Below are 25,032 nucleotides of genomic sequence, written 5' to 3'. Positions count from 1 at the left end.
GTGGGATCGGCTATGGCAATAAAGGTGGCGCTGGAGCATCGCACCAGCTACACGTTCGACAGGCTGGTCAAGGTGTACCCGCACGTGGTGCGGTTGCGCCCGGCCCCGCACTCGCGCACCCCGATCGAGGCGTACTCGCTGCAGGTCGAACCCGCCGACCACTTCATCAACTGGCAACAGGACGCCTTCGGTAACTTCGTGGGGCGCTTGGTCTTTCCGAACCGCGCCACCAGCCTGAGCATCACCGTCGGACTGATCGCCGACCTCAAGGTCATCAACCCCTTCGACTTCTTCATCGAGGAATGGGCCGAAACCGTCCCGTTCACCTACCCAGACAACCTGCTCGAGGATCTCAAGCCCTACCTGCGCCCGGTCGACGACGCCGACGAGTTGACGGCGGCCTGGGTCCGCGACTTCGAGGTGGTGCCGGGGACGGGCACCATCGACTTTCTGGTAGCGCTCAACCGGGCGGTCAATGCCGACGTCGGCTACAGCGTCCGGCTCGAACCCGGCGTCCAGGCACCGGATTTCACCCTGCGCACCGGCATCGGGTCCTGTCGGGATTCCGCCTGGCTCCTGGTGGCGATCCTGCGGCGGATGGGCTTCGCGGCCCGCTTCGTGTCCGGTTATCTGGTGCAGCTGAGCGCCGACATCGAGGCGCTGGACGGGCCGTCGGGACCGGTCGCCGACTTCACGGATCTGCACGCCTGGACCGAGGTGTACATCCCGGGTGCCGGCTGGGTCGGCCTGGATCCGACGTCGGGCCTGCTGGCCGGCGAGGGCCACATCCCGCTGTCGGCCACCCCGCATCCGGAGTCGGCCGCGCCGATCACCGGGGCTGTCGAACCGTGCGAAACGACCTTGGACTTCGTGAATGTGGTGACCAGGGTGCACGAGGACCCGCGGGTCACCCTGCCGTACACCGCATCGGCCTGGGAGTCGATCCGGGCCCTCGGCGCGGTCATCGACAAACGGATGGCCGAGCGCGACGTGCGGCTGACCGTCGGCGGCGAACCCACCTTCGTCTCGATCGACAACCAGACCGACGCGGAATGGACCACGGCCGCCGACGGACCGCACAAGCGCACGCTCGCCTCCGCGCTCACCGCACAGCTCAAGGACGCGTGGGCCCCGGACGGGCTGGTGCACCGGAGCCAAGGCAAGTGGTATCCGGGAGAACCGTTGCCGCGCTGGCAGATCGGTCTGATGTGGCGCACCGACGGGACACCGCTGTGGACCGATCCGGCCTTGCTGGCCGACCCGTGGTCCGGGGAAACCCACACGGCGGCGCCGGATGTGGACCGCCGGCTGCTCACCGAGATCGCCGCCGGGCTCGGGTTGCCGGACAGCCAGGTGCGTCCGGCGTACGAGGATGCGCTCGCCCGGCTGGCCGATGCCGTGCGCCGGCCGGATGGCGATCCGGTCACCGAGGATCTGACCGACGACGCTGCGTCACAGCGGAAAGCCTTGGTGGACAAACTCGATGCCGCGGTGACCGAACCCGCCGCGCACGTGCTGCCGCTGCATCGCCGAGACGACGACACCGGCTGGGTGTCCGCCGACTGGCAACTGCGCCGCGGTCGGCTGGTGCTGACCGCGGGCGATTCGCCGGCCGGGCTGCGGTTGCCGCTGAGCTCGATCAGCTGGCATCCGCCGCAGCCGGTCCCGGACGCCGACCCGTTGGCGGGGGAGAGCGCCGCGGTCCCGAACCGGCCCGCCGCGGTGGTCAGCGCCGACGGCGCACCACCCACCGCGCTGGTGGCCGAGGTGCGCGACGGCCTGCTGTACGTATTCCTGCCGCCCACAACGACATTCGACGACTTCACCGACCTGATCGGCCGCATCGAGCAGGCCGCCGCCCAGCTCGGCGTCCCCGTCGTGATCGAGGGATACGGGCCACCGTCCGACCCGCGACTGGAGCAGATGACCGTCACCCCCGACCCGGGCGTCATCGAGGTCAACGTGGCACCCACGGCCACCTTCGCCGAACAGGCCGCACAACTGGAGACCCTGTACGAGGCCGCTCGGCAGGCCCGGCTCGGCACCGAGGGCTTCGACGTCGACGGCACCCACGGCGGTACCGGCGGTGGCAACCACATCACCCTCGGCGGCGTCACGCCCGCCGACTCACCGCTCCTGCGCCGGCCCGACCTGCTGGTGTCGATGCTGACGTACTGGCAACGCCACCCTGCGCTGTCCTACCTGTTCTCCGGCCGGTTCATCGGAACGACGTCGCAAGCGCCGCGGGTCGACGAGGGGCGGGTCGAGGCGCTGTACGAGCTGGAGATCGCGTTCGCCGAGATCGCGCGGGTTGCCGATGACGGCGAAAACCGCGCCTGGGTCACCGACCGTGCCCTGCGGCACCTGCTCACCGACATCACCGGCAACACGCACCGCGCCGAGTTCTGCATCGACAAGCTCTACAGCCCGGACAGTGCGCGCGGTCGCCTGGGCCTGCTGGAGCTGCGTGGTTTTGAGATGCCGCCGCATTTCCAGATGGCCATGGTGCAGTCGCTGCTGGTGCGGTCGCTGGTCGCCTGGTTCTGGGACGAGCCGCTGCGGGCCCCGTTGATCCGGCACGGCGAGAACCTGCACGGCCGATACCTGTTGCCGCACTTCATTGTTCAAGACATCGCCGAAGTGGCTGCCGACCTCCGGGCGCACGGCATCGCGTTCGACACCAGCTGGCTGGACCCGTTCACCGAATTCCGCTTTCCCCGGATCGGCAGCGTGATCGCAGGCGGCGTCGAGCTGGAGCTGCGCGGGGCCATCGAACCGTGGAACACGCTCGGTGAGGAATCCACCGGCACCGGGACTGCCCGCTATGTCGACTCCTCGGTGGAGCGGCTGCAGGTCCGGGTGATCGGCGCCGACCGGCACCGCCACCTCGTCACGGTGAACGGCCACCCCGTCCCGCTGCTGGCCACCGACAACCCCGACGTCCAGGTCGGCGGGGTCCGGTACCGGGCGTGGCAGCCACCGAGTGCGCTGCACCCCACCATCACGGTCGACGGCCCGCTGCGCTTCGAAGTGGTCGACGGGTTCACCGGATTCTCGAAAGGCGGCTGCACCTACCACGTCTCGCACCCGGGCGGGCGTGCGTACGACACGCCGCCCGTCAATGCGGTCGAGGCCGAGTCGCGGCGCAGCCGGCGTTTCGAGGCCATCGGCTTCACCCCCGGCACGGTCGATCTGGCCGATCTTCGGGAGAAGCAGGCCCGCCAATCCACCGATGGCGGAGCGTCGGGCATCCTCGATCTGCGCCGGGTGCGTACCGTTCTGCGGTAATGGTTCTCCGTACACACAGTTCCCCAGCCCTGGCCGAGGATGCGGCGCCCGTCGGCGACCCACTGGCCGGGTATCGCGCCGACCGCGCCCAGGAGCCCTTGTTCGACGTCCGTGACCTGGCCGCCAGCGCGGGCTACGACGAGCTGGTCGACGAGTCGGGCGCGATCCGGCCGGCCTGGCAGGAGCTGACCGACTGCGTTCGGGACCGCGGTCGGACGGGCCTCGATCAGCTGCGCGGGGTGGTCCGGGAACTCGTCGACAACGACGGCATCAGCTACGTGCAGGTCGACCGAGATGGCGCGGCCGTCATCGATGTCGACGGCACGCCGGTGGTGGACACCTGGCAGCTCGACGCCCTGCCCTTGGTGTTGTCCGCGGCAGACTGGTCCACCCTCGAATCCGGACTGGTGCAACGTTCCCGGCTGCTCGACGCGGTACTGACCGACCTGTACGGGGCCCGCCGCTCCATCACCTCCGGCGTGCTGCCGCCGGAGTTGTTGTACGGCCATCCCGGTTACGTGCGTGCGGCTCGCGGTATCGCGGTGCCGGGTCGGCACCAGTTGTTCCTGCATGGCTGCGACGTCAGCCGCCATCGCGACGGTGGCTTCGCGGTGAACGCCGACTGGACCCAGGCGCCTTCCGGGGCCGGGTACGCCCTGGCCGACCGTCGGGTCGTCGCGCACGCGGTGCCCGAGCTGTACGAGAAGGTGGCCCCGCGTCCGGCGTCGCCGTGGGCCCAGGCGCTGCGTCTGGCGCTGATCGATGCCGCGCCAGAGGCCGCGCGGGAACCGGTGGTGGTCGTGCTCAGCCCCGGCAGTCATTCCGAGACGGCCTTCGACCAGGCCTACCTGGCCAGCGTGTTGGGCTTCCCGTTGGTGGAGAGCGCCGACCTCGTGGTGCGCGACGGCAAGCTCTGGATGCGCTCGCTCGGCACCCTCAAACGGGTCGACGTCGTACTGCGCCGCGTGGACGCCGAGTATGCCGATCCGTTGGACCTGCGCCCGGACTCCCGGCTCGGCGTGGTGGGACTCGTCGAGGTACTGCGCCGCGGGGCGGTGACCGTGGTGAACACGCTGGGCAGCGGCATCCTCGAAAGCCCGGGCATCACCCGATTCCTGCCGGAACTGGCCGAGCTGCTCACCGGGGAGACCCCGGAACTGCCGAGCGCCCGATGTTTCTGGGGCGGTATCGACGCCGAGCGCTCGCATCTGTTGAGCAAGATGTCCACCCTGCTGATCCGGCCGGTGAACGGCGACCCGGCGATCGTCGGCCCAGCGCTGTCCGCGGCCAAGCGGTCCGAGCTGGCGGCCCGGATCACCGCCGCCCCGTGGCAGTGGATGGGCCAGGAACTGCCCGAGTTCTCCACGGCGCCGATGGACCTGCTGCCCAGTGGATTGTCCGCGGGCAGCGTCGGGATGCGGCTGTTCACCGTCGCCCAGCGCGGCGGCTATGCGCCCATGATCGGCGGGCTGGGTTACGTGCTGGCGCGGGGACACGCCGCGTACGGCATGGAAACCGTTGCGGCCAAGGATGTCTGGGTGCGATCGCCCGACCGGGCCGCGGTGGTGCAGGCGCAGCCGGTCGACCTACCGGGCATGACTCCGAGCCCGACGCGCGCGGTGAGCTCGCCTCGGGTGCTCTCCGACCTGTTCTGGCTGGGCCGGTACGCCGAACGCGCCGAATTCACGGCGCGACTGCTCACCGTCACCCGCGAGCGCTACCACGAATTCCGTTACCGGCGAGACCTCGCCGGCAGTGACTGCGTGCCGATACTGCTGACCGCACTCGGCCAGATCACCGGCACCGACACCGGAGCCGATGGAGACTATGCCGAACAGCTGGCGATCACGCCGACGACGCTGTGGGCGCTCACCGCCGACCGGCACCGCCCGGGTTCGCTGGCGCAATCCGTCGAACGTCTGGGCCTGGCCGCGCGCGCGGTCCGCGACCAGATGTCGAACGACACCTGGATGGTGCTGGCCGCCGTCGAACGTGCGGTGCTGCAGCCATCCGACCGTGCGCGGCAGCGCCAGGGCACGACACTGTCGCCCCCGAATTCGAAGACCAAGGGCGAGGCGTACCTGTCCACCGCGCCCAGCCAGACTCTGGCCGGGATGCTGGCCCTGTCCGGCGTGGCAGCCGAATCCATGGTCCGCGACGTGGGCTGGACCATGATGGACATCGGCAAGCGCATCGAGCGCGGCCTCGGCTTGACGGCGCTGCTGCGGGCCACCCTCACCACCGGCCGCAGTGCCGAGACCGAACGGACCGTCAGCGAGTCCGTGCTCGTGGTGTGCGAGTCGGCGGTGATGTACCGCAGGCGCATGCTGGGACAAGTGAGCGTGGCCGCCATCGCCGACCTGGTGTTGTTCGACGAGGAGAACCCGCGGTCGCTGGCCTTCCAGTTCGAGCGGTTGCGCGCCGACCTGCGGGCACTGCCGTCCTCGACCGGGTCCACCCGCCCGGAACGCATGATCGACGAGATCGCCGCCCGCCTGCGACGTCAGGATCCGGCCGACCTGGAGCACGTCACCGAGGAGGGGCGGCGCGCCGAACTGGCCGAGCTTCTCGACGGTATGCACGCCGATCTGCGGGAGTTGTCCGAGCTGATCCGGGCCGCGCACCTGGCCCTCCCGAGCGGCATGCAGCCGCTGTGGGGTCCTGACGAACGGCGGCAGATGCCATGACCCGCGAATACCAGATCACCCATCGCACGCGGTACCGCTACTCCGACGTCGTCACCAGCTCGTACGGCCGCGGGTTTCTGACCCCACGCGACAGTGATCAGCAGCGCTGCCAGTCGTATCGGTTGAACATCGATCCCGAACCGGCCGACCGCTCCACCAGCCGGGACGCCTACGGCAACATCAGCTCGTATTTTCATGTGACACAACCACATCACGAACTCATCGTGACCGGGCGCAGCATCGTGGAGGTCGACCCGCCGCCGGTCGAGTGGTATGGGGCAGGCGCTGCCGTGGCGCCGTGGGAGCACGCCCGTCCGGCCGGGCCCGACGGGGCGCTGGCGGCCGAGTTCGTGCTGGATCTGAAATCCGCCGAGATCACCGAGGCGGTAAAGGATTACGCCGCACCGAGTTTTGCTCCGGGCCGGCCGCTGATCGAGGTACTGCGCGACCTGAACTCGCGCATCTTCACCGACTTCACCTACCGGTCCGGGTCGACGACGGTGTCCACCCGGGTCGCGGAGGTACTGGCTGCCCGCGAGGGGGTGTGCCAGGACTTCGCCCGCCTGGCCATCGCCTGCCTGCGCGCGAACGGCCTTGCCGCCAGCTATGTTTCGGGCTACCTGGCCACCGATCCGCCGCCGGGCAAGGAACGGATGGTGGGCATCGACGCCACCCATGCCTGGGCCTCGGTGTGGACACCGGGGAACCAGTGGCTGGGGCTGGATCCGACCAACGACCAGCTGGTCGACGAGCGCTACATCGTGGTCGGGTTCGGCCGCGACTACGCCGACGTTCCGCCGCTGCGCGGCATCATCTACACCGACTCCGAGCGCAGCGTCATCGACGTTTCGGTGGACGTCGCACCGCTGGCCGGAGGCCCACTGCATGCGTGACTTCAACTGCCCCAACTGCGGTCAGCGGCTGGCGTTCGACAATTCGGTATGCCTGGGCTGCGGCAGCGCACTGGGCTTCTCGCTGGAGAACATGGCGCTGCTGGTGATCTCGCCCCCCGACGGCACGGGTAACAGCGACCATGCCGGCTCGGTGGCCTCGACGGACTACCAGCTGTGCGCGAATCTGCATCTGGCCGAATGCAATTGGCTGGTTCGGGTCAGTCCGGTGCCGCAACTGTGCGTGTCGTGCACACTGACCCGCACCCGTCCCGGTGACGATGACACCAAGGCCATGTCGGCGTTCGCCGATGCGGAGCAGGCCAAGCGCCGACTGATCGTGGAGCTGACCGAACTGGGCCTGTCGATGGACGGGCTCGGCTTCGATCTGCTGTCCAGCGAGCACCAATCGGTGCTCACCGGGCATCAGAACGGGATCATCACCCTGGACCTCGCCGAGGGTGACGACGTGCACCGCGAACAGCTGCGCGTCGCCATGGCCGAGCCGTACCGAACTCTGCTGGGCCACTTCCGTCATGAGATCGGGCACTACTACTTCTACCGGCTCGTGCAGCCGTCAGCAGAGGCGAGCGCACGCTTCACCGCGCTGTTCGGGGACCCCGACAGCGACTACCAGGCGGCGCTGGACCGGCACTACCGCGACGGCGCGCCCACCGGCTGGGAGCGGCAGTACGTGTCGTCCTACGCCACCATGCATCCGGCCGAGGACTGGGCCGAGACGTTCGCCCACTATCTGCACATCCGCGATGCCCTCGACACCGCGGCGGCCTTCGGTTTCGCGCCGGCCGGGGCCACCTTCGACCGGCGGGTGCTGGGGCCCAGCGGATTTGACACGCTGATCGAGCTCTGGCTACCACTGGCGTGGGCGTTGAACATGGTCAACCGGTCGATGGGCAAGGACGACCTCTACCCGTTCGTGCTGCCGGCCGCGGTACTGGAGAAGATGCGGTTCATCCACGCGGCGGTGAACGAATCGGCCTGATCGCCGGCACTGTTCTGCGCGGCGCGTTGACGCGGCCCACGGCGATAGAGCACGATCGCGCCCATGATGTGCGTAAGGGTGGGGGCAGCGGTACTAATGGGTCTGGTGGCCCTCTCGCCGGCTGCATGTAGCTCGAAAACCACGGTCAAAGCGGATGACGCCGCCAAGCAGGTGGTCAAACTGGTGTCCGACCAGAACAAGTTCACGCCCACCGACGTGAAGTGCCCGTCCGATGTGGTGGCCACCAAGGGCGGCCAGTTCGACTGCCACTTCACCGGACCGCGCAAGGTGCAGTACGTCGCGCACATGAAGATCGTGAAAGTCGACGGCGAGCGCATCACCTGCGACATCAAGGTCGAGAAGGCCCCGTAACCCGTCATTCGTAACCGGGCCGTGACGAAAACGCGGGTGGCGCAACCGGATCTGGCCCGCGCGGGTTTCTAGGATCGGTCCTGTGAGCGACCGATACGGATCCGATGTGCTGGCCCGCAACCCGAACGCCAAGAAGCGTTCGACCGAGCAGCCCGCCGAGAAGGGGCTCGTGGTCGAGTGCGCCACGACCGGCTTCGTGGGCGCTGTGGTGCAGGTCGAGTACGGCCGGATGGTCCTCGAAGACTTCGACGGCTACCGCAAGCCGTTCCCGATCGGCCCGGGCTACCTGATCGACGGCAATCCCGTCATCCTCACCGCGCCCAAGCGCACCGCACCCGCCGCCCCCACCCGCACCGCATCGGGTTCGGTTGCGGTGCAAGGACATCGAGCCCGCACCGCGCTGGCCAGCCGAATCTACGTGGAAGGCCGCCACGACGCCGAACTCGTCGAGCAGGTGTGGGGCCACGACCTGCGGGTCGAGGGCGTCGTCGTCGAGTACCTCGGCGGTGTCGACGATCTGGCCGCCATCGTGCGCGAATTCGAACCAGGGCCGGGCCGCCGCCTCGGCGTGCTCGTCGACCACCTGGTGTCCGGGTCGAAGGAGGCGCGCATCGCCGAGCAGGTGCGGCGCGGCCCCGGCGGCGAGCACACGTTGGTGGTCGGCCACCCGTTCATCGATATCTGGCAGGCCGTCAAACCCGCCCGCATCGGGCGCGAGGCGTGGCCGGTGATCCCGCGCGGCATCGAGTGGAAGCACGGCGTCTGTGAGGCGCTCGGCTGGCCGCACGCCGACCAGGCCGGTATCGCCGCGGCGTGGCAGCGCATCCGCGGCCGGGTGCGGGACTGGAACGACCTGGAACCCCAGCTGATCGGACGGGTCGAGGAGCTGATCGACTTCGTCACCGCACCCGCCGATTGAGCCGGGCGGTCATTCCGACCGTGAGATCAGGATCGAGTTGGAGCTGACGGCCAGCATGGCGGCCCGGTCCAGCAGCGCCTCCTTCGTCATCCCGGCCGGACGGTCGATGGCGATTCGCAGCGCGAGCTGGAGCATCATGCCCATCCCGAGATAGAGGATCTCGTCGACCGCGGTGTCGGGGAGATGCGGGTAGTGGTGCAACAACGCCAGGCGCGCAATGTGATACAGGTGCTCCTCGATACCGGGCAGCACATTGCTCTGGCTGCCCAGCGGGAGGTCGTTGATCACGGCGCCCATCACGCCCCGGTGGTCTTCGAGGGCGTCGACCAGCGCCGAGAGCACATGGCGGGCGCCCGTCACCATGTCCAGCGACAGACCCTCGGCGAGCGCCGCGACCAATCGGCGCATGATGTCGTCTTCGGTGCGCGCCCGCAGCGCGACGATGATCGCGTCCTTGTCGGCGAAGTACCGGTAGACGGTGCCGATGCTCACATGGGCGTTCTTCGCGATCTGGTTGGTGGACACAGCGCGATAACCATCCCGGTCCAAAAGCTGAGCTGTCGAATCAAGAATCTCGTTGATCGATTGCTGAGAGCGCTTCTGCATCGGCACACTGCGTCCTGAACTGGACATTTAGGGAACCTCTCTGCCCATCCTGACGGACGAAAAAGTGAGTAGAAGGCGAGTTCTACTCGATTCTAGGCTGGATGTGATGGCGAACACAGCCACAGAGAGGTGGCCAGTCATGATGCTGCTCGATGACCTGATCCGCATGGTGGTGCCACTCGACGACGGTTCGGTGCCCGACCTGTCGCCGGTGTGGGCCGAATTGCGCAGGCGCCCGACAGCGCTGCTGAACCCCATGGATCTGTTCTTCGAGATCCAGCGGCCGGAGTACTTCAAAAAGGCGCGGTTCGACGGCCCGGCCGGAGACCCGGGTTGGTTCGGCCCGGACAGCGCCGCCTGGTACGTGCACACCCATACCCCGTCAGTGGTCGTCGGCATGGTCAACACCGCGATGATCGACATCCTGCATCAGGACATCCAGTACTCGGTGTATGACCACTCCAAGCTGGTCGGACGCTGTCCCGACGGCAGTGTGCGGTCCGGAACCTTTTCCAGCAGCGGGCTCATCGTGCGTGCGGGACATACCTTTTCGTTTTTCACCGGGGTCATCTACGGCTCCACCGACACCGCCGAGTCGCTGTGCCAGACCGTGAAGGCCATGCACCACCGGGTCAAAGGGACGCGGCCGGACGGCAAGGCGTACGACGCCGATGAACCGGAGTTCTTCCGGTGGACGTACGCCAGCGTGGTCGACGGCCTGGCGGGAGCGCACCGCCGATATCACCCGAAGCCGTTGCGCGGCAACGATCTCGACGACTTCTATCGCGACTACGCGCGGGTCGGGGAGGCCTTGGGTGGCACGGACCTGCCGCAGACCCGAGCCGAATGCCGCCGGGTACTCACCGAATCCCCGTCGGCTGCCGAGGTGGGGCTCAACGCCGACAACATCAAATATCTTCAGCTGCTGAACCCGCCCAGCATCACGCCGCTGCGCCCGATCTACGACTTCGCGTACTGGGTGATCATGGACATGATGCCCGAGCCGGTACAGCAGGCGGTCGGCTTTCGGCAGCCAAATCTGTTGGTGCGGGGCGGATATCGGCAACTCGCTCGAACGCTGCTCAATGCCCCGCGGATGCTCGGTGAGATACGCGAGGTGGAAGCCGCCAACCGTCGAGTGCGATCCGTTCGCCCGGTCGAACGGATCGCGTCATGACCATCCCGGCGCAGCAGGACGTGCACCCGTATGACTACTACTACCGGCCGGGCATGCCGATGCGGCCGGCGCCGCCGCGGCTGCGTCGCGACCCGGCCTGGGCGGACCGGCCCGTGTTCGACGATTTCCGGCCGGGAACGCTGACCGACGCACAACGTGACCTGCTCGAGCTGTTCATCGACCATTACTGGCAGGGCGACCCGCTCATGGATGCCGTGGTGGAACGCTTCCGGGTGATCAGTGTCGCGCGCGGCCGCCGATTGCTGGAGCAGGCGCTCGATCACGGGATCGACAACCTCGACGACCCGCCGAGTGAACTCGTGGATCTGTTTGCCAGCCTTGACAATCCACCGGACTGGCACGATCCGGTGGTGTGGGAGCGCGGTCGGCAGCTGTGGATCGACTGCTCGCTGGCGGGCAAGGTCGGGATGGGTATCCAGGACGCAATAGGCACTTTCGTCGGCGCCGAGGTGTCGTCGGCGACCGGCGCCACCAAACGCTTCGTCACCGCTCCGCTGGTGCGCAACCTGGAATCCGCGAAATGGTTTCACGATGCGACCAAGCCGGGCTTCATCGACCGGTACAGCCCCGAGTTCAAGGAGACCGTGCGCGTCCGGCTCATGCATTCGCAGGTCCGCCAGGGGCTGCGCAGATCGTGGGGCGATGACCATTTCAGCGTCCACGGCAACCCGATCTCGACCAGCACCACCATGGGTGCGGCGGTGACATTCGGCCTGTTGCCGATGCTGACCGACCACAATCACGGCAGGCGACACTCGGTCGCCGAGTTCGACGCCGTGATGCGCTACTGGGCCTACATCGCGTACGTCTTCGGAGTCACCCCGGAGATCATCCCCACCACCGCGCAGGACGGAATCATGTTGGCGGACTACATGATCTCCACGGCCGGCGGTCCGACCGACTGGACCGCGCAGATGACGCAGGCGGCGGCGGACGGCATCGGACGCATCGAGGGCCTGCCCGGCCTGCTGGTTCGCGCCGCCGTCGCGCCGGTGGTCGGGATGGTCGCCTACTACAGCGGTGATGCGTTGGCGCGTGCGCTGGTGTCGGCGACGCCGTACCGGGATGTCGCCATCCAGCCGTGGAAAGCATTGACCGGGGTGGCTGTGCATGCCGGCGTCAAGTCCCGCATGGTCCTGGACCGGATTCCCGGCGCGGGTGGGCGGCGTGCGCTGCGGGCCCGCCACAGCGATCCGTTCTGGGCGGTCAATGTGCAGATTGCCAGGATGCTGGCCCGGCGCGGCGGGATCATCGGCACTCCCTACCGGCACCACGACCGCACACCCGACGTCCCGCGTGGTTGTCCGATGCACTGAACTCGCGACGTGGCACGCTGGAGCCGTGTCTGACGGGCTGTTCGAGGTAGGGGGCGATGCCGAGCCGGCGTCCGGCTCGGTCGTGGCTGCACCGCTGGCCGTGCGGATGCGGCCGGCCGGCCTCGACGAGGTCGTCGGCCAGGATCACCTGCTCAAACCGGGGTCGCCGCTGCGCCGGCTGGTCGAGGGATCGGGCGCGGCCAGCGTCATCCTCTACGGACCGCCCGGTACCGGCAAGACCACGCTGGCGTCACTGATCTCCGGGGCCACCGGGCGTCGGTTCGAGGCGCTGTCGGCACTGTCGGCCGGCGTCAAGGACGTCCGCGCCGTCATCGACGAGGCCCGGCGCGCCGCCATCCACGGCCGTCAGACCGTGCTGTTCATCGACGAGGTGCACCGCTTCTCCAAGACCCAGCAGGACGCGCTGCTCGCCGCGGTCGAGAACCGCGTGGTGCTGCTGGTGGCGGCGACCACGGAGAACCCGTCGTTCTCGGTGGTGGCGCCGCTGCTGTCGCGGTCGCTGATCCTGCAACTGCAGCCGCTGACCGCCGACGCCGTGCGCGCCGTGGTGGAGCGGGCGATCACCGACCCGCGCGGGCTGGGCGGCGCGGATGTCGACGACGACGCGGTGGACCTGCTCGTCAAGCTGAGTGCAGGGGATGCCCGACGGGCCCTGACGGCGCTGGAGGTCGCGGCCGAAACCGCCGGCGACGAGCGCGTGACCGTCGAGGTCGTCGAGCAGTCGCTGGATCAGGCCGCGGTGCGCTACGACCGTGATGGCGACCAGCACTACGACGTGGTCAGTGCGTTCATCAAATCGGTGCGCGGCTCCGACGTCGACGCCGCACTGCATTACCTGGCGCGGATGCTGACCGCGGGGGAGGACCCGCGGTTCATCGCCCGCCGGCTGATGATCCTGGCCAGCGAGGACATCGGCATCGCCGATCCCACCGCACTGCCGACGGCGGTGGCCGCCGCGCAGACCGTGCAGCTCATCGGGCTACCGGAGGCCCAGCTGACGCTGGCCCACGCGACGGTGCACCTGGCGACAGCGCCGAAATCCAACGCCGTGACCGTCGCCCTGGGGGCGGCGATGGCCGACATCAAGGCCGGCAAGGCCGGTCAGGTGCCGACGCATCTGCGCGACGGGCACTACGCCGGTGCGGCCGCACTCGGCCACGCGCAGGGCTACAAATACGCGCACGATCACCCGGGTGGTGTTGCGGCGCAACAGTATCCGCCCGACGAGCTGGTCGGCGTCGACTACTACCGGCCCACCCCGCACGGGGCGGAACGGGAGATCGGCGGCCGCCTGGAGAAGCTGCGCGCCATCATCCGGCGTCGTTGATGGCTGCCCTGGGCCGGCGCTAGACGAGTTCAGGCACCCGCAGGTGCGCGATGGCCAGATCGAACGCGCAGTCGGCGATCTCCGATGCGCCGGCGGCCTGCACCGACTCGACCTTCAGCGCCGTGGCCTGCTGCCAGTAGTCCTCCATCAATTCACGGGTTCGGAACGACGCCGACGACACCGCGCGGCCCGAGCCGCGGTCGACCAGCAGGCTGGCGCTGCAGAACCCGGGCAGGTGCTCGATCTGCCGCAGCACGGTGTCGCGGAAGTAATCGATGCCGGCCTCCATCAGATCCGGCGGCACGGTGAGCCAGGTGGCCCGCACGCACGCGCCGTTGCCGCGCTCGCGGTGCAGGACGGCGATCTCCCATTCCTCGACCATCGGGGCGCCGGCGCCGAACCGTTCGGCGGCCAGGTTGCGGAGCCGTCGGCCCTCACTGGCGCTGTAGTGCAGGGCGTCCTCGGACTCCCATGCGCTGGTGGCGATGCACCGGCCGGTTTCCCGGTCGACCATCAGAGACAGGCCGATGGAGCCGGGCAGTTCCTGCAGCACAGGCATGACCTCGTCGCGGATGTGGGCGATGCCGGCATCGATCTGGTCAGGGCGCGCCATCATCGTGGTAGAACGTGCGAACACGGTCCACCCCCTTGTTGTTCAGGGCGGCGCTCCGGTGGCGCCACCGGGATAAAGACAACTGTCCTCCCCGGCGGTACGACGCACAATGGATGTACGGGCTGGGGTCAAAGTCGTGAACCTGCAGACCGGTACTGTTATGCGGGCAACTACCCGGTCGATGAAGGACAGCAGCACGTGCAGACACACGAGATCAGGAAACGATTCCTCGATCATTTCGTGAAAGCGGGCCACACCGAGGTGCCGAGCGCATCGGTGATCCTGGACGATCCGAACCTGTTGTTCGTCAACGCCGGCATGGTGCAGTTCGTGCCCTATTTCCTGGGCGACCGCACCCCGCCCTACGACAAGGCGACCAGCGTGCAGAAGTGCATCCGCACGCCGGACATCGACGAGGTGGGCATCACCACCCGGCACAACACCTTCTTCCAGATGGCCGGCAACTTCTCGTTCGGCGACTACTTCAAGCGCGGCGCCATCGCGCTGGCCTGGGATCTGCTGACCAACTCGGTGTCCGAGGGCGGCTACGGCTTCGACCCCGAAAAGCTCTGGGCCACCGTCTATCTCGATGACGACGAGGCCATCGGACTCTGGGAGGAGATCGCCGGACTGCCGCCGGAGCGCATCCAGCGCCGCGGCAAGGCCGACAACTACTGGTCCATGGGCATCCCCGGCCCGTGCGGCCCGTGTTCGGAGATCTACTACGACCGCGGCCCCGAGTACGGCATCGAAGGTGGCCCCGAGGCCAACGAGGACCGCTACATCGAAATCTGGAACCTCGTGTTCATGCAGAACGAGCGCGGCGAGGGCACCAGCAAGACCGACTTCGAAATCCTCGGCCCGCTGCCGCGGCAGAACATCGACACCGGCATGGGTGTCGAGCGCATCGCCTGCCTGCTGCAGGGCGTCGACAACGTCTATGAGACCGACCTGGTCCGTCCGGTGATCGACATGGTCGCCTCGGTGGCGCCCCGGCACTATGGCGCCGGCAACCATGCCGACGACGTGCGCTACCGCGTCATCGCCGACCACAGCCGCACCGCCGCGATCATCATCGGCGACGGCGTCACCCCGGGTAACGAAGGCCGCGGCTACGTGCTGCGCCGCCTGCTGCGCCGCATCATCCGCGCCGCCAAGCTGCTCGGTGTCGAGCAGCCGATCATGTCCGAGCTGATGGCCACCGTGCGCGACACGATGGGTCCGTCGTACCCGGAGCTGGTCACGGACTTCGAGCGCATCAACCGCATCGCGGTCGCCGAGGAGGTCGCCTTCAACCGCACCCTCGCGGCGGGTTCGCGGCTGTTCGAGGATGCGGCCGCCGCCACCAGGGCCGCCGGCAAGACCGTCGTCTCCGGCAGTGACGCCTTCACGCTGCACGACACCTACGGCTTCCCGGTCGAGCTGACGCTCGAGATGGCGGCCGAAGCGGGCCTGTCCGTCGACGAAGAGGGCTTCCGCGGCCTGATGGCCGAGCAGCGGGCGCGTGCCAAGGCCGACGCCGCCGCTCGCAAGCACGCACACGCCGACCTGTCCGCCTTCCGCGACCTGGTCGACGCCGGCCCGACCGAGTTCACCGGCTTCGACGAATTGACTTCCGAGGCAAGGATTCTCGGCATCTTCGTGGACGGCAAGCGGGTGCCGGTGGTGACACACGGCACCGAAGGATCCGACAGCGTCGAACTCGTGCTGGATCGGACCCCGCTGTACGCAGAGTCGGGTGGCCAGATCGCCGACACCGGAACGATCACCGGCACTGGGTCTTCGGCCACGGCCAAAGCCGCGGTCACCGATGTGCAGAAGATCGCCAAGTCGCTGTGGGTGCACACCATCAACGTCGAGTCCGGTGAGTTCGTCGAGGGCGACACCGTGACCGCCGCGGTCGACCCGACCTGGCGCCGCGGCGCCACCCAGGGGCACTCGGGCACGCACATGGTGCACGCGGCACTGCGACAGGTGTTGGGCCCCAACGCCGTTCAGGCCGGTTCGCTGAACCGCCCGGGTTACCTGCGGTTCGACTTCAACTACCAGGGCGCGTTGAGCGACGAGCAGCGCAGCCAGGTCGAGGAGGTCACCAACGAGGCGGTGCAGGCCGACTTCGAGGTGCACACCTTCAACGAGAAGCTGGAGAAGGCCAAGGCGATGGGCGCCATGGCGATGTTCGGCGAGTCCTACCCGGACGAGGTCCGTGTGGTGGAGATCGGTGGACCGTTCTCCATGGAGCTGTGCGGTGGTACCCACGTCCAGCGCTCGGCGCAGATCGGCCCGGTGACCATCCTCGGCGAGTCGTCGGTGGGTTCGGGTGTGCGTCGCGTCGAGGCCTACGTCGGGCTGGACTCGTTCCGGCACCTGGCCAAGGAACGTGCGCTGATGGCCGGCCTGGCCTCGTCGCTGAAGGTGCCCTCGGAAGAGGTGCCCGCCCGCGTGGCCACCCTGGTCGAGAAGCTCAAGGCCGCCGAGAAGGAACTCGACAAGGTCCGGCTGGCCGGTGCCAAGGCCGCCGCCGCCAACGCCGCGGCAGGCGCCGAGGTCATCGGCAAGGTGCGCCTCGTCGCGCAGCGGATGGCCGGTGGCTTCTCCGGTGGTGACCTGCGCACCCTGGTCGGCGACATCAAGGGCAAGCTGGGCTCGGACCCGGCGGTGATCGCACTCATCGCCGATTCGGGCGACTCGGTGCCGTACGTGGTGGCCGTCAACGCCGCCGCGCAGGACCTGGGATTGAAGGCCAACGAACTGGTGCAGCAGCTGGGCACCGCCGTCGATGGTCGTGGTGGTGGAAAGGCCGATCTGGCACAGGGTTCCGGTAAGGGGGCAGCGGGTATCGACGCGGGTCTGGCCGCGCTACGCGCTGAACTGGGCCGGAGCTAGCTTTGGCCAATTCCGACCGCATGCCCGACCGCCCCGGGGCCGACGACCCAGGTCGCGGTCGCCGGCTCGGCATCGACGTCGGTACGGTGCGGATCGGCGTCGCGGTGTGCGACCCGGATGGCATCTTGGCGACGCCCTTGGAGACGGTGCGTCGCGACAAGACCGACAAGCACCTGGCTCGGTTGGTGAAACTGGCCGGTGAGCAGGACGCGGTGGAGATCGTGGTCGGACTGCCTCGCACACTCAAGGACAGGGCCAGCAGCTCGGCGCTGGATGCGATCGAGGTGGCCGACGCGCTGGCGCTCCGGGTTGCTCCGACCCCGGTGCGGATGGCCGACGAACGCTTGACGACGGTCACCGCGCAGCGCTCGCTGCGGGAGGCCGGTGTGCGCGCGAAGGGGCAACGTCAGATGATCGATCAGGTCGCAGCCGTCGGCATCCTCCAGAACTGGCTGTACATGCGCCGCACTGTGCTGGCCGCCGCGGCACGCAATGAGGCCGACGAATGAGCCCGGCCGAGGACATGATTCCCGACGCGCCCAATGACGACGACGAGTGGGGCAGCACCCGCATCAAGCCGGAATCGGTGGGCCGGCCCCGCCGCGGCATGAGCCGGGCCGAGCGGGCCCGCGCCGAGCGCAACCGCAAGCGCCGCCGTCGCCGCAGCATCGTGGCGCTGACGGTGTTCATCGTCGTCGTGGTCAGCGCGGTGTTCCTCGGATCCCGGCTGTGGCACGGCGTCTTCGGATCGGGCAACGACTACTCCGGTGACGGTGGCAGCGACCTCGTCATCGAGGTGCACAGCGGCGACTCGACCACGGCCATCGCGCAGACCCTGCTCGATCACGGCGTCGTGGCGAACGTGAAGACGTTCGTCCAGGCTGCCGAGGGCAACAAGGCGATGACCGAGATTCAGCCCGGCTTCTACAAGATGCGGACCGAGATTTCGGCGGCCAACGCGGTGTCCCGGCTCACCGAGAAGAACAATCGGGTGGGCCGGCTGGTGATCCCGGAGGGCCGCCAGCTCGACGACACCACCGACGTCAAGACCAACAAGATCAACCAGGGCATCTTCAGCCTGATCTCGGCAGCCTCGTGCGTCGACCTCGACGGCAAACACAAATGCGTGCCCGCCGCGGAGCTGAAGAAGGCCGCCGGTGCCGCCGACGTCTCGGCATTGATGGTGCCGAGCTGGGCGGCCGGGCCGGTGAAGGCGTTGGGCGCCGACCACCGCAGGCTCGAGGGCCTCATCGCGCCCGGCACCTGGAACGTCGACCCGGCCGGCACGCCGGAGTCGATTCTGGCGGGCCTGATCAGCTCGAGCGGTCACCAGTACGAACAGGGCGGCCTGCTCGACGCCGGTGCGACCGCCAACATGACGCCGTACCAAATCCTGATCGTGGCGTCGCTGGTGCAGCGCGAGTCCAACCCGCAGGACTTCGCCAAGGTGGCCCGCGTCATCTACAACCGGCTGGCCACGCCCGACCACCGCAGGCTGCAGTTCGACTCGACGGTGAACTACCCGCTGGACCGGCAGGAGGTGGCCACCACCGACGCCGACCGCGAGCAGCCGACGCCGTGGAACACCTATGTGCGCGAAGGCCTTCCGGTCACGCCGATCTGTTCGCCCGGTCAGCCCGCCGTCGTCGCGGCGCAGGAGCCGGCGCCGGGGGACTGGCTGTACTTCGTGACCATCGACCTGCAGGGCACGACGGTGTTCACCCGGGACTACCAGCAGCACCTCGCCAGCATCGAGCTCGCCAAGCGCAACGGCGTGCTCGACAGTGCCCGATGAGAGCTGCGGTACTGGGTTCGCCCATCGCGCATTCGCGGTCCCCGCAGCTGCATCTGGCGGCCTACCGCGAGCTCGGTCTCACCGACTGGACCTACGACCGCATCGAGTGCACCGAGGCCCAATTGCCCGGCCTGGTAGGCAGTTTCGGCCCGGAATGGGTCGGTGTCTCGGTCACGATGCCCGGCAAGTTCGCGGCGCTGCGGTTCGCCACCGAACGCACCGCGCGGGCTGAGCTGGTCGGCTCGGCCAACACCCTGGTGCGCATCGACGGCGGCTGGCGGGCCGACAACACCGACGTCGACGGGGTCGTCGGCGCGCTCGGTGAGGTGTCGGGCGCGGCAGCAGTGTTGGGCTCCGGTGGCACGGCGCCCGCCGCGATGGTGGCCTTGGCTGCTCTGGGGATTGCCGATATCGCCGTGGTGGCCCGCAATGCCGACAAGGCCGCATCTCTGGTGGAACTGGGGGACAAGCTCGGCGTGCAGGCCCGGTGGGTGGCGTTGGGTGAGCCACTGAATTCCCTTGGCGTGGTGGTCAATACGCTGCCGGCGGACGTGGCGGGCGAGTTCTCGGGGACTGTCGCCGGCACCGCGGTACTGCTGGATGCCATCTACGACCCGTGGCCGACGCCGCTGGCCGCCGCTGTTGCCGCCGCCGGTGGCCGCGTGGTCAGTGGCCTGCAGATGCTGCTGAACCAGGCCTTCGCCCAGGTGGAGCAGTTCACCGGGATGCCCGCGCCGCGCGAGGCCATGGCCGCGGCGCTCGCTGCTTCCTGAGAATTAGGGCCGCAGGCACTGGTTTGTGTCGAGGGTGCGTACAGATCGCCAGATCCGCGGTCGAGACGCACTCGGTGCACGTTCGTGTGTGCGCATATGCCGGGCACCTGACAAGCAAATGCCTTGTGGGCGTTGATCCTGCGCTGGCGGTCACAATGTTCGAGTAGCGAAGACCCTGAGCTCAGGCTCAACGCACTCTCGCCGGGCACGGCACCACCAGAAGATTTGTGTCGGGACGCCCCGCGCAACTCACCTAGCCTCGAAAGATGGGGGCGGGCATGGTTTTTTGGTGCGGGGCTGTCGGGGTTTGGCTGGTTGCGCTGTGTGTCTACGACCTCCGGGAGTGCCGCCTGCCGAACTGGCTGACGCTGCCCGGCGCCGCGGCGATTCTGCTGGCCGCCGTTGCCCTGCACCGTGGGGCAGCAGCACTGACCGGTGCTGTGGCCCTCTTCGGCCTGTATCTCCTGATCCATCTGCTGAGCCCACGCGCGATGGGCGGCGGTGACGTCAAACTCGCGATCGGGCTGGGCGCGCTGACCGGGATGTTCGGCGCCGACGTGTGGGTGCTGGCTGCGCTCGGGGCGCCGCTACTCACCGCGGGCTATGCCGCGGTCGCTCTGGTGCGACGGGCGGGACGGACTGTGCCGCACGGCCCGTCGATGTGCCTCGCGAGTGCCACGGCCGTCGCGCTGGCGATCGGTTGAGTTAGCCTGTCCCGCATCATGAGTACCCGCGTTGCCACCACTGCCGACCTGTCTGCCATCGCCGACATCTACGCGCACTACGTGGTCAACAGCGTGGCGTCGTTCGAACTCGAAGCGCCGGCAGTTGATGAGTGGCAGACGCGGTTCGCGAAGGTCGCCGCCGCCGGCCTGCCCTTCCTCGTGGTCGAACGTGACGGCCGGGTCGCCGGGTACGCCTACTGCCTGCCCTGGAAAGCCCGGCCCGCCTATCAGGGCACGGTGGAGGACTCGATCTACCTGGCGCCGTGGGCCACCGGACAGGGTGCGGGCTCGGAACTGCTGCGCGCGCTGCTGGAGGCGTCGCGCGCCGCGGGCGTGCGCGAGGTGATCGCCGTCATCGCCGACAGTGGCGATCCGTCGTCCATCGCGCTGCACAAGAAGCTCGGTTTCGACGACGCCGGCCGGCTGCGCAAGGTCGGCCACAAGCACGGCCGCGACATCGACACCGTGCTGCTGCAATGCAGCCTGCGCTGACGGATTTCAGCCGGTAAACCCCCTCATGGGACAATGGGACACGTGTTGCGATGGACCACAGCAGGTGAATCCCACGGCCGCGCCCTGGTGGCCATGCTCGAAGGCATGGTGGCCGGTCTTTCGGTGACCTCGGACGACATCGCCACGCAGTTGCAGCGGCGTCGTCTCGGCTACGGTCGCGGTGCCCGGATGAAGTTCGAAAAGGACGAAGTCACGCTGCTCGGCGGTGTTCGGCACGGCCAGACGCTGGGCGGCCCGATCGCCATCCAGATCGGCAACACCGAGTGGCCCAAGTGGGAGACCGTCATGGCCTCCGACCCGGTCGACCCGGCCGCGCTGGCCAACACCGCGCGCAACGAGCCGCTGACCCGGCCCCGGCCCGGTCACGCCGACTACGCCGGCATGCTCAAGTACGGCTTCGACGACGCCCGCCCGGTCCTCGAGCGCGCCAGCGCCCGCGAGACCGCGGCCCGCGTCGCGGCCGGCACCATCGCCCGTGCGTTCCTCAAGCAGGCGCTCGGTGTGGACGTCGTCTCGCACGTCATCTCCATCGGCGCGTCCGAGCCCTACGACGGCCCGGTCCCACAGCCACAGGACCTCCAGGCCATCGACGACAGCCCGGTGCGTGCCTTCGGCAAGGCCGCGGAAGAGTCCATGATCGCCGAGATCGAGGCCGCCAAGAAGGACGGCGACACCCTCGGTGGTGTGGTCGAGGTGGTGGTCAGCGGACTGCCGATCGGCCTCGGCTCGTTCATCAGCGGCGACAACCGGCTGGACAGCCAGCTGGCCGCGGCCGTGATGGGCATCCAGGCCATCAAGGGCGTCGAGATCGGTGACGGCTTCGAGACCGCGCGGCGCCGCGGCACCGTCGCCCACGACGAGATCTACCCGGGCCCCGACGGCATCACGCGCTCCACCAACCGCGCCGGCGGCCTCGAAGGCGGCATGACCAACGGCCAGCCGTTGCGGGTCCGCGCAGCGATGAAGCCGATCTCGACCGTGCCGCGCGCGCTGGCCACCGTCGACATGGCCACGGGCGAAGAGGCCGTCGCCATCCACCAGCGATCCGATGTGTGCGCCGTGCCTGCGGCCGGTGTGGTCGTCGAGGCCATGGTGGCGCTGGTCGTGGCCCGGGCCGCCCTGGAGAAATTCGGCGGCGACTCGCTGACCGAGACCCGCGCCAACGTCGAGAACTACCTCCGTGCGGTGCATGAGCGCGAACCGCAGATGTCCGGATAAACCGATGACTCCCAAGGCTGTACTGGTCGGCATGCCCGGTTCGGGCAAGTCGACGATCGGTCGGCGGTTGGCGAAGGCGCTACAGGTGCCGATGCTCGACACCGACGCCAAGATCGTCGAGACCACCGGTCGCAGCATCGCCGACATCTTTGCCGAAGGTGAACCGGTGTTCCGCAAGATCGAAGCCGACGTGATCCGCGATGCGCTCGCCGAACACGACGGCGTCGTCTCGCTGGGCGGTGGCGCGGTGACCACCCCGGAGGTGCGCGAAGCGCTCGTCGGCCACACCGTCGTCTACCTGGAAATCAGTGCGGCAGAAGGTGTTCGGCGTACCGCGGGCGGCGGCCGTCCGCTGCTCGCCGGCGACGACCCGGGCACCAAGTACCGCGAGCTGATGGCGCAGCGCGTGCCGCTGTTCCGGCAGGTCGCCACGCTCCGCGTGAACACCAACCGACGCAATCCCGGTGCCGTGGTACGCCACATCGTGCACCGGCTCGAGCAGCCGCGCTGCGACGAGCACTCCCGGCGCCGCCGTCGTTCGGCGTGGCGCCGGCTGCCCACGGTCCTGAACCCCGGACCGACCACCGAGGCCCCGCCGAGCCCTGCGGCACTGGCCAAACGTTTGAAAGGCTCGCAATGACTGAACCCGTCGTCGTCGAGGTGAACGTCGACCGGCCGTATCCGGTGATCATCGGAACCGGGCTGCTCGGTGACCTCGGCCGGGTCCTGCAGGGACGGCACCGCGTCGCGATCCTGCACCAGCCGGTACTGACCCAGACCGCCGAAGCGATTCGTAGTTACTTGGCGGACAACGGAATCGACGCGCACCGCATCGAGATCCCGGACGCCGAGGCGGGCAAGGAACTGCCCGTCGTCGGCTTCATCTGGGAAGTGTTGGGGCGCATCGGAATCGACCGCAAGGACGCCGTCGTCAGCCTGGGCGGCGGCGCGGCCACGGACGTCGCCGGGTTCGCCGCGGCGACCTGGCTGCGGGGCGTGGACATCGTGCACGTGCCGACGACGCTGCTCGGCATGGTCGACGCCGCGGTCGGCGGCAAGACCGGCATCAACACCGACGCCGGCAAGAACCTCGTCGGCGCCTTCCACCAGCCGCTGGCGGTCCTGGTCGACCTCGCGACGCTGGAATCGTTGCCGCGCAACGAGATCATCGCCGGCATGGCCGAGGTAGTGAAGGCCGGCTTCATCGCCGACCCGGTGATCCTGGACATGATCGAGGCCGATCCGGAGGCCGCTCTGGATCCGACCGGTACGGTGTTGCCCGAGCTCATCCGCCGAGCCATCGCCGTCAAGGCCGAGGTCGTCGCCGCCGACGAGAAGGAATCGGCACTGCGCGAAATCCTCAACTACGGCCACACCCTGGCGCACGCCATCGAACGGCGCGAGCGCTACCAGTGGCGCCACGGCGCCGCGGTGTCGGTGGGCCTGGTGTTCGCCGCCGAGCTGGGCCGGCTGGCCGGTCGCCTCGACGACGACACCGCTGATCGCCACCGCCGGGTACTCACCGCGCTGGGCCTGCCGGTCAGCTACGACGGCGACGCCTTCCCGCAGCTGCTCGAGTCGATGGCGGGGGACAAGAAGACCCGTTCGGGCGTCCTGCGTTTCGTCGTGCTTGACGGGCTGGCCAAGCCGGGCCGGCTCGAGGGGCCGGACCCGTCGCTGTTGGCGGCGGCCTATTCAGTGGTGGCGAAGGACTGATCTGGTTCCTGAACGCCAACTGGCATGGTGGTCGCGAGTTGTTCCGGACCACCATGCCGACGGCGTTCAGTAGACGGGATTGAAATAGTCGGTGCCGCCGACCGGGCATTCGACCTTGGCTTTCCACGTCGTGCCCGTCTGAATGCCCGGGAACCACAGGTTGTGGCTTTGGCCTGCCTGCAGCTGGAACGGAACCTTGTACACCGGCAAGGGCTTGACCGACTGCCAGCCGAACCACGGTTCGGCAGAGTAGAAGCACAGGCCTTCGCTCCCGGCCGAGGTGATCTGGACCGTGACGCCCGCCGCGTCACTTGCCGTATCGAGCAAAGACGCTGCCTGCGCGGTTCCTGCCCCGATGAGCATCACTGCCGGGGCGGCCAGGGCGGCGGCTGCCGCGCCAAGCGTGGCGGTGACGGACTTCTTGCGATTGCGCTTGGTGTTCATGAAGTGCTCCTCTTGCCGGGTTGCGGCTCCGGTTGAGCCGCTCTCACTGGGTAAGAGGAGTTACGCCGCGTGAGTCTGACACTTTTTCGCGAAGGACTTACCGCAGAGCAGACCAGCAACAAAAAATCGCGGCCAGTCGAGATGGCTGGCCGCGATTGTTGTGTGGGTGCCTAGGACTGCTCTTCGTTCTTGTCGGCGGCGACAGCGGCGAAGACGTCGGTGTCGGCGCGTTCGCCGCCTTCACCGGCGTGGTCGTGCTTCGGCGGCGGCGGGGCGTGGCGGTCGACCAAGTAGCGGCCGAGCGACACGCCGCAGACGCCACCCACGAAGACGATCAGCGCGGTGAACGCGGCGAACGTGGTGACCTCGGCGGCCAGCGCGTCGACGTAGATGTTGTCGTAGACCTGTCCGATGAGCCAGGCGACGAAGCCGCTCACGACGCCGGCGAACAGGCCGCCGACCAGCCATGCCATGGCCAGGTCCTCGCGGCGGTCGGGGTCGGGCTGCGCCTTCGCGTCGTTCTGCCCGTCGAACACGCCCCAGGCGAATGCGGCGATGACGTACAGCACGACCAGCGTGATGCTGATCATCAGAGACTGTTTTTCCCAGGCCCCGATCATCGCGCCTTGCAGCAATCGGACGATCACCATCAACGCCGCAAAGACGATTCCGCGCAGCAACCACTTACTCATGAGCAGACAGCGTAGCGAGTAGCGTCACAT

22 protein-coding genes are annotated in these 25,032 nt (G+C 68.4%); 18 read left to right on the top strand and 4 right to left on the bottom strand.

The genetic code is table 11. From position 1 onward, the window contains the following. The first annotated feature begins 12 nt into the window (after nucleotides 1-12). From ACNO8X_RS17875 to ACNO8X_RS17850, 6 genes are all read left to right on the top strand, one after another. A complete protein-coding gene (locus ACNO8X_RS17875; RefSeq protein WP_418002091.1) occupies nucleotides 13-3,288 on the top strand; it encodes a DUF2126 domain-containing protein in 3,276 nt (1,091 codons plus the stop codon). Beyond that, nucleotides 3,288-5,975 (top strand): circularly permuted type 2 ATP-grasp protein, encoded by a 2,688-nt coding sequence (locus tag ACNO8X_RS17870; protein WP_418002090.1) that lies wholly within the window; start codon nucleotides 3,288-3,290, stop codon nucleotides 5,973-5,975. Before ACNO8X_RS17875 ends, ACNO8X_RS17870 begins: the two co-directional genes overlap by 1 nt. Beyond that, nucleotides 5,972-6,868 carry a transglutaminase family protein gene (locus tag ACNO8X_RS17865; protein ID WP_418002089.1) on the top strand — a complete coding sequence of 299 codons (897 nt, stop codon included), beginning with the start codon at nucleotides 5,972-5,974 and terminating at the stop codon, nucleotides 6,866-6,868. The genes ACNO8X_RS17870 and ACNO8X_RS17865 overlap by 4 nt, the downstream gene beginning before the upstream one ends. After that, the gene (locus ACNO8X_RS17860) at nucleotides 6,861-7,868 is read left to right on the top strand and encodes a zinc-binding metallopeptidase family protein (protein WP_418002088.1); all 1,008 of its coding nucleotides are present in this window, start codon (nucleotides 6,861-6,863) and stop codon (nucleotides 7,866-7,868) included. The genes ACNO8X_RS17865 and ACNO8X_RS17860 overlap by 8 nt, the downstream gene beginning before the upstream one ends. 105 nt (nucleotides 7,869-7,973) lie before the next feature. Then, complete coding sequence (locus ACNO8X_RS17855; RefSeq protein WP_390892762.1) at nucleotides 7,974-8,240, top strand: DUF4333 domain-containing protein; 267 nt, start codon at nucleotides 7,974-7,976, stop codon at nucleotides 8,238-8,240. An 82-nt stretch (nucleotides 8,241-8,322) separates the two neighbouring features. Continuing rightward, nucleotides 8,323-9,159, top strand: a complete 837-nt coding sequence (locus tag ACNO8X_RS17850; protein WP_418002087.1) for a DUF3097 domain-containing protein — start codon at nucleotides 8,323-8,325, stop codon at nucleotides 9,157-9,159. Nucleotides 9,160-9,168: 9 nt separating this feature from the next. On the opposite strand, the gene ACNO8X_RS17845 is transcribed toward ACNO8X_RS17850, so the two are convergent. Beyond that, nucleotides 9,169-9,792, bottom strand: coding sequence for a TetR/AcrR family transcriptional regulator (locus ACNO8X_RS17845; RefSeq protein WP_418002086.1), 624 nt, complete (start codon nucleotides 9,790-9,792; stop codon nucleotides 9,169-9,171). Nucleotides 9,793-9,904: 112 nt separating this feature from the next. Here ACNO8X_RS17845 and ACNO8X_RS17840 point away from each other — a divergent pair, with 112 nt between their 5' ends. The 3 genes from ACNO8X_RS17840 to ACNO8X_RS17830 are packed head-to-tail and all read left to right on the top strand — an operon-like array spanning nucleotide 9,905 to nucleotide 13,627. Next, entirely contained in the window at nucleotides 9,905-10,942 is a 1,038-nt protein-coding gene (locus ACNO8X_RS17840) for an oxygenase MpaB family protein (RefSeq protein ID WP_418002085.1), read from the top strand. Next, entirely contained in the window at nucleotides 10,939-12,279 is a 1,341-nt protein-coding gene (locus ACNO8X_RS17835; protein WP_418002084.1) for an oxygenase MpaB family protein, read from the top strand. Before ACNO8X_RS17840 ends, ACNO8X_RS17835 begins: the two co-directional genes overlap by 4 nt. Beyond that, on the top strand, nucleotides 12,260-13,627 hold the full coding sequence (locus ACNO8X_RS17830; protein ID WP_418002083.1) for a replication-associated recombination protein A: 1,368 nt from the start codon (nucleotides 12,260-12,262) through the stop codon (nucleotides 13,625-13,627). Before ACNO8X_RS17835 ends, ACNO8X_RS17830 begins: the two co-directional genes overlap by 20 nt. Nucleotides 13,628-13,646: 19 nt before the next feature. On the opposite strand, the gene ACNO8X_RS17825 is transcribed toward ACNO8X_RS17830, so the two are convergent. Further along, the gene (locus ACNO8X_RS17825; RefSeq protein WP_418002082.1) at nucleotides 13,647-14,264 is read right to left on the bottom strand and encodes an antibiotic biosynthesis monooxygenase; all 618 of its coding nucleotides are present in this window, start codon (nucleotides 14,262-14,264) and stop codon (nucleotides 13,647-13,649) included. 174 nt (nucleotides 14,265-14,438) lie between these two features. On the opposite strand from ACNO8X_RS17825, the gene alaS reads away from it, so the two are divergent. From alaS to aroB, 9 genes are all read left to right on the top strand, one after another. Then, nucleotides 14,439-17,126, top strand: coding sequence for an alanine--tRNA ligase (gene alaS, locus ACNO8X_RS17820; protein WP_418002081.1), 2,688 nt, complete (start codon nucleotides 14,439-14,441; stop codon nucleotides 17,124-17,126). 2 nt (nucleotides 17,127-17,128) lie between these two features. Further along, on the top strand, nucleotides 17,129-17,635 hold the full coding sequence (ruvX, locus tag ACNO8X_RS17815; protein ID WP_418002080.1) for a Holliday junction resolvase RuvX: 507 nt from the start codon (nucleotides 17,129-17,131) through the stop codon (nucleotides 17,633-17,635). Continuing rightward, nucleotides 17,632-18,921, top strand: a complete 1,290-nt coding sequence (locus ACNO8X_RS17810; RefSeq protein WP_418002079.1) for an endolytic transglycosylase MltG — start codon at nucleotides 17,632-17,634, stop codon at nucleotides 18,919-18,921. The genes ruvX and ACNO8X_RS17810 overlap by 4 nt, the downstream gene beginning before the upstream one ends. Then, nucleotides 18,918-19,694 carry a shikimate dehydrogenase gene (locus ACNO8X_RS17805; RefSeq protein WP_418002078.1) on the top strand — a complete coding sequence of 259 codons (777 nt, stop codon included), beginning with the start codon at nucleotides 18,918-18,920 and terminating at the stop codon, nucleotides 19,692-19,694. The genes ACNO8X_RS17810 and ACNO8X_RS17805 overlap by 4 nt, the downstream gene beginning before the upstream one ends. Before the next feature lie 278 nt (nucleotides 19,695-19,972). Next, nucleotides 19,973-20,398, top strand: coding sequence for a prepilin peptidase (locus ACNO8X_RS17800; protein WP_418002077.1), 426 nt, complete (start codon nucleotides 19,973-19,975; stop codon nucleotides 20,396-20,398). An 18-nt stretch (nucleotides 20,399-20,416) separates the two neighbouring features. Next, nucleotides 20,417-20,911 (top strand): GNAT family N-acetyltransferase, encoded by a 495-nt coding sequence (locus ACNO8X_RS17795; RefSeq protein ID WP_418002076.1) that lies wholly within the window; start codon nucleotides 20,417-20,419, stop codon nucleotides 20,909-20,911. A gap of 42 nt (nucleotides 20,912-20,953) precedes the next feature. Then, a complete protein-coding gene (aroC, locus tag ACNO8X_RS17790) occupies nucleotides 20,954-22,150 on the top strand; it encodes a chorismate synthase (RefSeq protein ID WP_418002075.1) in 1,197 nt (398 codons plus the stop codon). Nucleotides 22,151-22,154: 4 nt separating this feature from the next. Continuing rightward, complete coding sequence (locus tag ACNO8X_RS17785) at nucleotides 22,155-22,790, top strand: shikimate kinase (protein ID WP_260939140.1); 636 nt, start codon at nucleotides 22,155-22,157, stop codon at nucleotides 22,788-22,790. Beyond that, complete coding sequence (gene aroB / locus ACNO8X_RS17780) at nucleotides 22,787-23,866, top strand: 3-dehydroquinate synthase (RefSeq protein ID WP_260939137.1); 1,080 nt, start codon at nucleotides 22,787-22,789, stop codon at nucleotides 23,864-23,866. Before ACNO8X_RS17785 ends, aroB begins: the two co-directional genes overlap by 4 nt. Nucleotides 23,867-23,932: 66 nt before the next feature. On the opposite strand, the gene ACNO8X_RS17775 is transcribed toward aroB, so the two are convergent. Both ACNO8X_RS17775 and ACNO8X_RS17770 read right to left on the bottom strand, forming a co-directional pair. Beyond that, a complete protein-coding gene (locus ACNO8X_RS17775) occupies nucleotides 23,933-24,310 on the bottom strand; it encodes a hypothetical protein (RefSeq protein ID WP_418002074.1) in 378 nt (125 codons plus the stop codon). 170 nt (nucleotides 24,311-24,480) lie between these two features. Beyond that, on the bottom strand, nucleotides 24,481-25,002 hold the full coding sequence (locus ACNO8X_RS17770; protein ID WP_418002073.1) for a B-4DMT family transporter: 522 nt from the start codon (nucleotides 25,000-25,002) through the stop codon (nucleotides 24,481-24,483). Between the last annotated feature and the right edge of the window lie 30 nt (nucleotides 25,003-25,032).

This window comes from Mycobacterium sp. PDNC021 (genome assembly GCF_048282635.1).
Lineage (GTDB): Bacteria > Actinomycetota > Actinomycetes > Mycobacteriales > Mycobacteriaceae > Mycobacterium > Mycobacterium llatzerense.
The sequence above is the reverse complement of the archived record's forward strand: the minus strand, read 5'-3'. Positions and strand labels throughout refer to the sequence as shown.